The 7307-nt window shown below is 66.5% G+C and carries 3 protein-coding genes; all 3 read left to right on the top strand.

The annotated features are described in order from the left end of the window. Positions 1 to 57: 57 nt before the first annotated feature. A complete protein-coding gene (locus tag FJY73_13605) occupies positions 58 to 2151 on the top strand; it encodes a VWA domain-containing protein (protein MBM3321693.1) in 2094 nt (697 codons plus the stop codon). 2 nt (positions 2152 to 2153) lie between these two features. Next, positions 2154 to 5555 (top strand): transcription-repair coupling factor, encoded by a 3402-nt coding sequence (gene mfd / locus FJY73_13610; protein ID MBM3321694.1) that lies wholly within the window; start codon positions 2154 to 2156, stop codon positions 5553 to 5555. Positions 5556 to 5603: 48 nt separating this feature from the next. Then, a partial coding sequence (locus FJY73_13615; GenBank protein ID MBM3321695.1) for a peptidylprolyl isomerase occupies positions 5604 to 7307 on the top strand: 1704 nt, incomplete at its 3' end.

A 7307-nucleotide genomic window follows, 5' to 3' on the forward strand; every position in this document is an offset into this window, starting at 1 on the left:
TCGGGCCGCGAGCGCGGGGAGCGACGACTTTCCGCTCCTCCGATCGGAAGGGGACCGATGGCGTTCCTACAGAGCATCTTCTTCTGGGTCGGCCTTCTCGCCGCTGCGATTCCGGTCGTGATCCACCTCTTGAACCGCCCGCGCGCCCGCGTCGTGGCGTTCTCGACGCTCGAGTTCATCCGCCGTCTGCAGATCAAGCGCTCGAAGCGGATCCGGATCCGCGAGCTTCTCCTTCTCCTTCTTCGCGTCCTACTGCTCGTCCTCATCGGCCTCGCCTTCGCGCGCCCCGCTTTGCAAGGAGCGCTCGCCGCCGGGATCGGCGGGCGCGCGCGCACGAGCGCCTGCATTGTCCTCGACGTGAGCTACAGCATGGGCTTCCGCGAGGGAGAAGAGACCCTGCTCGACCGCGCGAAGGACCGGGCGCGGCGGATCGTCGATCTTCTCAAGGAAGGGGACGAGGCGTTTCTCGTTCTCGCGTCGGAAGGGGCCGAGTCCCGCTTCGAGACGCCGACGCACAACTTCCGTCTTCTCGAAGCTGAGATCGATCGAGCGTCCCTCTCCTCACGAGGGACGGACCTCGCCCGCGCCTTGGAGGAAGCGGGCCGAATCATTGAAAGATCAAGAAATCCGAACCGCGAGATCTTTCTGATCACCGACATGCAGGAAGCCGCCTTCCCGGCCGAAGGGAACCGAAGCGTCCCGCGGGGGGACGAGCCGGCGCGCGTCTACCTTCTCCCCGTCGGGAGCGAGGAGAGGCCGAACCTAACGATCGAGGGGGCCGAGCTGTACGAACCGCGCACGCTGGGCGGGACGGTGAGAATCCGAGCGACTGTCGCGAACCACTCGCGGGAGTCGTCCGAGGCGATCGCGAGCCTCTTCCTCGACGGACGACCGCAGGGGACGGCGGCCGTGCGCGTGGAGCCGGGCCGGTCCGAGGCGGTTCTCTTCTCGGTCGTTCTCGCGGAGAGCGGCGTCCATCGCGGCGAGATCCGACTCGCTCCCGACCGCCTGCCGCGCGACGACACGTTCTACTTCGTGCTCGATCGACCCGAGCATCTCCGCGTTCTCCTTCTCGCGCGCCAGGAGGAGCCGGGCCGCTTCTTCGTTCGGAACGCTCTCGATCCGGGCGGCGTGGGGGAGGGGATGATCCGTGTGGAGGAGGCCGACCCGAGCGCGCTTCACTCGCTTGCGCTCCGTCCCTATCACGCGGTCTTCCTCGTCGGCGTGCCGTCGATCGGCGAACGCGAAGCGGCGCTTCTCGAGGAGTACGCCGGCGGCGGTGGCGGCATCGTCATCGTGCCGGGAGACGGCATCGACTTCGGGAACTACAACACGGTCTTGCTCGAACGACTGCTGCCGGGGGTGAGCATCGATCCCTCCGTCGCCGAGCCGCGCGGCGCGGCGAGGATCGACCGCGTGCAGGAAGACCACCCGATCTTCTCGATCTTCCGGCAAGGGCTGGGGCAAGCCCTGAGGGATGTGGTGCTTCTCCGGCATCTCGGTCTCCGCGTCGGGGAGGGGGTCTCGTCTGTCGTGGGCATCGGGCCGGACGCGCCGCTTCTCGTCGAGGGGAAGAAGGGGAGCGGGCGCGTCCTCTTCTTCGCGATCGGGCACGATCTCGAGTGGAGCGATCTTCCGGCGCACGCGGTCTATCTTCCGCTCCTTCACGAAACGGTCCGGTCTCTCTACTCGGGCGGCGCGCTTCATCAGACATCCCTCACCGTCGGGCGTCCTTTTCGCAAGGATCTTTCCGGGGTCGCGCTCGGGAACGAGTTCGTCTGCACGACCCCTCTCGAGGAAGTGGCGCTCCAGCCGCGAGGCGATGGGGATCGACTCGTTCTCCGTTTCGATCGGACCGACGCGCCCGGCTTCTACCTGATCGAGGGAGGCGGCCTCTCCGAGTCGTTCGCGGTGAACCTCGAGACCGCCGAGTCGAACCTCGCCGTTCTCGATCCGTCCGAAGCGGGCGAGCGTCTCGGCCTTCCATCCCTTCGCGTCATCCCCGAGGGACGCATGCCGGAGAAGACGGTTCTCGAGTCCCGCTACGGGCGCGAGCTGTGGTGGGAGATCCTCGGTCTCGTTCTTCTTCTCGCCGCGGTCGAGACGGCGGTCGCACGATCGCATCGACCCTCGTCGCTCGATCGAGGCTGAGCATGCTTCCCGCCCTGCGAGACCTGCTTCATCGATCGGTTTCCTTCCGCGAGATCCGCCGCCGTCTGGATGCGGGGGAACGGGTGATCCGCGCGAGCGGGGCGGGCGCCTCGCTCCTCTCCTTTCTCGCGGCCGACCTCCTGGAGGAGGGGGAGCAGGCCGTGCTTCTTCTCCTCGGGCGGCCGGAGGAGGCGGAGCTCTTCGCGGAGGAGGCGGAGGGTCTGGTCGGCGAGGATCGCGTCTTCCTTTTTCCTTCATGGGAGCTTCTTCCATACGAGAAGCATTCGCCGCCCCTCGAGATCACCGCGCTCCGCCAGAGAACGCTCGGCGCCCTCGCGCGAGGGGAAGGGGGGATCGTGGTCTCGACACCGCGGGCGCTTCAGACGCGGCTCGCCCCGCGGGGCGTCCTCGCCGGCCAGATCGTCGATCTCCTCGCCGGGGCCGAGGTGGATGTCGAGGAGCTCGCCCAGCGCCTCGTGCACATCGGGTTTCGAAGGGCGCCCGTCGCCGGAGAACCGGGCGTCTTCGCGCGCCGGGGCGGAATCGTCGACCTCTTCCCCGCGGGGAAGAGCCGCCCGGTCCGCATCGAGCTTCTCGGGGATACGATCGAGTCGATCCGCGAGTACGATCCGGAGTCGCAGCGCTCGATACGGACTCTCGAGCGCGTTCGGATCGTTCCGCAGAGGGAGTTTCCGCTTCCGGACGAGACAGTGCGCCGCGCGCAGGGAATCGCGCCGGCCGGCCTCGAGTCGGAGCTCCTGAAGCGCGGGACTTTCTTCGACGGAATCGAGCGCTACCTTCCGCTTCTCTTCCCCGGCGCCGACACCTTATTCGATCGCCTCCCCGAACGGACGGTCGTTCTCGTCCTCGAGGAGCGCGAGGTGCTCGGCGCGGCCGCCGAGTTCTGGAAAGAAGCGGAGCGTTTTCACGCGGCCTCCGCCGACGATCCCCTCCTCCCTTCGCCGGACGCCGCGTTTCTCGACGCGCGCGAGCTCGAGGAGAGAGTTTTCTCGTGCCGAACGATCCGCGCGCGGCGCGGCGCGCAAGAGGCGGACGACGGGGAGACCGTCCCGATCACCTATCTTCCGGCGCCCCCGATCCTCGGGAACCTCGAGCTTCTCGAGAAAGAGATCCGCCGCCTGCTCGCGGATTCCTACCGCGTCTTCTTTCTCTGCGACAACAAGGGCCAGGTCGATCGGATGCGGGAGATCCTCGAACCGTTTCGGGACCGGGTCTCGATCGGCGAGGGGAAGCTGAGGAGAGGATTCCTTCTGCGGGAGGAGCGCCTCGCCGTTCTTGCGGACCACGAGGTCTTCCGCCGGATCCGGAGGGCGCGGCGGGAGCGCGCGAGGCCCGCCGGCGCTCCGATCGAGAGCTATCTCGCTCTTCGTCCCGGCGACTACGTCGTGCACGTCGCCTACGGAATCGGGCGTTACCTCGGCGTCGAGAGGATCGCCGTCGACGGTGTGAACCGCGACTGCGTGTTCCTCTCCTACGCGGGCCAAGACCGTCTTTACGTTCCGACCGATCAGATGGACCGGCTCCAGAAGTACAGCGGCACGGAAGGCGGTCCGCCGTCGATCGACCGGATCGGCGGCGCCTCGTGGGCGCGGACGCGCGCGCGCGCGGAGAAGGCGATCCGCAAGATGGCGGAGGGACTCCTTCGGCTGTACGCGGTGCGGCGCGCGCGCCCCGGGTTCGCGTTCTCCCCCGACGGTCCGTGGCAGGCGGAGCTGGAGAGTTCGTTCTTGTATGAAGAAACTCCGCATCAAGCGGCCGCGGTTCGGGACACGAAGCGGGATATGGAGGCGCCGCGCCCGATGGACCGGCTGATCTGCGGCGACGTCGGCTACGGAAAGACCGAAGTCGCCGTCCGCGCGGCGTTCAAGGCGGTGATGGACGGCAAGCAGGCGGCGATCCTTGTCCCGACGACCCTTCTCGCGCAGCAGCACTTCCGGACCTTCCGCGACCGTTTCGGCGGTTTTCCGATCCGCGTGGAGGTTCTCTCCCGGTTCCAGCGGCCTGCGCAGATTCGGGCGGTCCTCGCGGACCTCGCCGCCGGACGGGTCGACGTTCTCATCGGGACGCACCGCCTTCTCCAAAAAGACGTCGTCTTCCGGGATCTCGGGCTCGTTGTGATCGACGAGGAACAGCGGTTCGGCGTCGCGCAGAAGGAGAAGCTGAAGAAGCTCCGCGAAACGGTCGACGTGCTCGCGACCACCGCCACTCCGATTCCTCGCACGCTTCACATGTCGCTTTCCGGAGTGCGGGACCTGTCGATCATCGACACGCCGCCCAAGGATCGCCGGCCGATCGTCACGGAGCTCGTCGAGTTCGATCCGGAGATCATCACGGCCGCGATCCTCCGCGAGATCGACCGGGGGGGGCAAATCTACTTCGTCCACAACCGGGTCCGCTCGATCCACTCGATGGCCGCCTATCTCTCGCGCCTCGTGCCCGAGGCGCGCGTCGGAATCGCGCACGGGCAGATGCCAGAGCGCGCTCTCGAGTCGGTGATGCTCGACTTCCTCGACCGCAGGATCGAGATCCTGGTGACCACGATGATCATCGAATCCGGTCTCGATATTCCGAGCGTGAACACCATGCTCGTCAACCGAGCGGATCAATTCGGTCTCGCGCAGCTCTATCAGCTTCGGGGGCGTGTCGGACGGTCGAGCCAGAGAGCCTACGCCTACTTGATGGTTCCGCGCGACGCGGCGGTTACCGACGACGCCCGCCGGCGCCTCGAGGCGATCACGACCTTCACCGATCTCGGATCGGGCTACCGCATCGCGATGAAGGATCTCGAGATCCGCGGAGCGGGGAACCTCCTCGGCGCCGAGCAGCACGGCTTCGTCGCTTCGGTCGGTTTCGAGATGTACTGCAAGCTCCTCGAGGAGGCGGTTCGCGAGCTTCGGGGCGAGGAGAAGCGCGGGCCGCGCGAGACGCGCGTCGAAGCCGCAATCGACACCTTCCTTCCCGACGGCTATGTCGGGGACCCGGACCTCAAGGTGATCCTCTACCGGCGGCTGGCGGAGACGCGTTCGCCCGAGGAGGTCGCTTCGATTCGCGAGGAGGTCGAGGACCGCTTCGGACGGATGCCCAGGGAGGCGAGGAACCTGTTCGATCTTCGAGAGCTCAAGCTTCTCGGGGAGGCGTGCGACGCGGAGTCGGTGCGCGTGGAGCCTTTGCGCGTTCGCGTCCGATTCGCCGGCGCGGAGGCCGGCAGGATTGCGCGCATTCGGAGTCTCGCGGATGCCTTCGGGGATCGGGTATCCGTCGATGCGCGCGAGGGTTTCGCGATCGAGCTCGCGAACGACCGGGCGAGGGAGGGGCCGTCCGCGGCCAGAAATCTGTTGTTGGCCCTCGCGGGACACGGTAGCATCGATCTTCCGAATCCGTGAAGCGAATCGGGCTAAAGGAGCGGACGCTCGCGCGAAAGGAGATTGCCCATGCTAAGGAAGACCGTTCTTGTGCTGGTCGCCGTCGGCGCGCTCTCTCTCGTACTCCTTCCGTCCTGCGGACAGAAGAAGGACGACGTGGTGGCGCGAGTCGGGGAGAAGGAAATCACGTTGGGCGACTTCAACATCGCCCACAAGGCGATCACGGTGTTCAACCGGCCGCCGCTTGTGACCGTAGACGATTGCGAGGCGTTCCTGAGGACGCTGATCAACAAGGAGCTTCTGGTCGCGGAGGCGCTCTCTCGAGGTCTCGACAAGAACGAGAAGCTCCTCGAGGAATCGGGGCGCTGGGAGACGGAGATGGTCATCGGCGCCCTGTACAAGGAGGTGTCGGAGTCCAACGTCGAGGTCACCGTCGAGGAACTCCAGGATTACTACCGTCTTTCCCGCACGACGGTGAACGCCCGCCACATCCAGACCGGTACGGCGGAGAAGGCGGAGGAGATCGCCCGGAAGGTCGCCGCGGGCGAGGATTTCGCCAAGCTCGCCGCCGAGCATTCCCTCGATGCGCGAACCGCGTCCGCCGGCGGCGACCTCGGGACGCTCCGTCACGGACAGATCGATCCTCTCATCGAGCGCGTGGTGTTCAGCCTGAGCCCGGGACAAGTGTCCGAGCCGGTGAAGAGCATGCAGGGGTATCACATCATCCAGCTGCTTGACCGCGCGGAGCCGGACATGGCCGAGTTCGAGAACCAGAAAGCCGTCTGCGCGACGGAGCTACGCTCGCGCAAGAGGAGCGAGGCCTGGAACAACTACCTCCTGAACGTGAGGGAGTCGCTCGGCTTCGAGTACAACGAGGAGAACGTGCTTTGGCTGGACGGGCTTCTCCCCGAGCGCGGCTCCACCGACGCGAGCTGGGCGGAGGCGATGACGGAAGCGGATCGCGCGCGCCCGCTCGTGAAGTCCCTGGAGGGGAGTTGGACGGTGGACGATTTCGTGGACTACGTCCGGGCGGTCTCCGGGGGGCCCCAACCGTTCCACTCGGAAAACGGGGGCCTCATTCGGAGCGTGGCCGAGGCGTCCTTCGTCAACAAGAAGAACCTGGCGGAAGGGACGAAGCGCGGTCTGGACAAGTCGGACTCCGTCGTTCGCGGGATCGAGCGGAAGATGGAGGAGCGCCTGATCGATCTTGTGTACGCGGAGCTGACCCGCGACGCCGTGGTCCCCGAGGAGAAGCTCCTGGAGGAGTACGAGAACCAGAAGGACAAACTGGTCATGCCCACCCGCGTGAGACTCCAGATCGTCAACTTGAAGGACGAGGAGACCGCGAAGGACGTCCGCCGCCGGGTGTCGGCCGGGGAGTCGTTCGACGATCTGGCCCGGCAGTACAACCGGGGCCGCATGAAGGAGAAGGCCGGCGTCACCGAGCTGATGGCCAAGGAATCGATCCCCGGGGAACTTCAGAAATATGCGTTTGAAGTGCTTAAGGTCGGGGAGATCGCCCCGGTGGTTCAGGCCCCTCTTTCCGGCGCCTACTTCGTCGCCAAGCTTCTCGAGAGGATCCCGGAGCATCCGATGACGTTCGAGGAGGCGAAGGAAGGCATCATGTCGCCCCTGCTTCAGATCGAAAAGGACAAGATGCTCGGGGAATGGCTCGAGAAGCGGGCGGAGGAGCGCGGCGTGACGATCGATCGAGAGAAGCTCGGCCTGCTGCTCGAGGCCGGGGAGACGGAGGAGGGGGTTCCGGGGGCGGGG

The organism is Candidatus Eisenbacteria bacterium (assembly GCA_016867715.1).
GTDB lineage: Bacteria > Orphanbacterota > Orphanbacteria > Orphanbacterales > Orphanbacteraceae > VGIW01.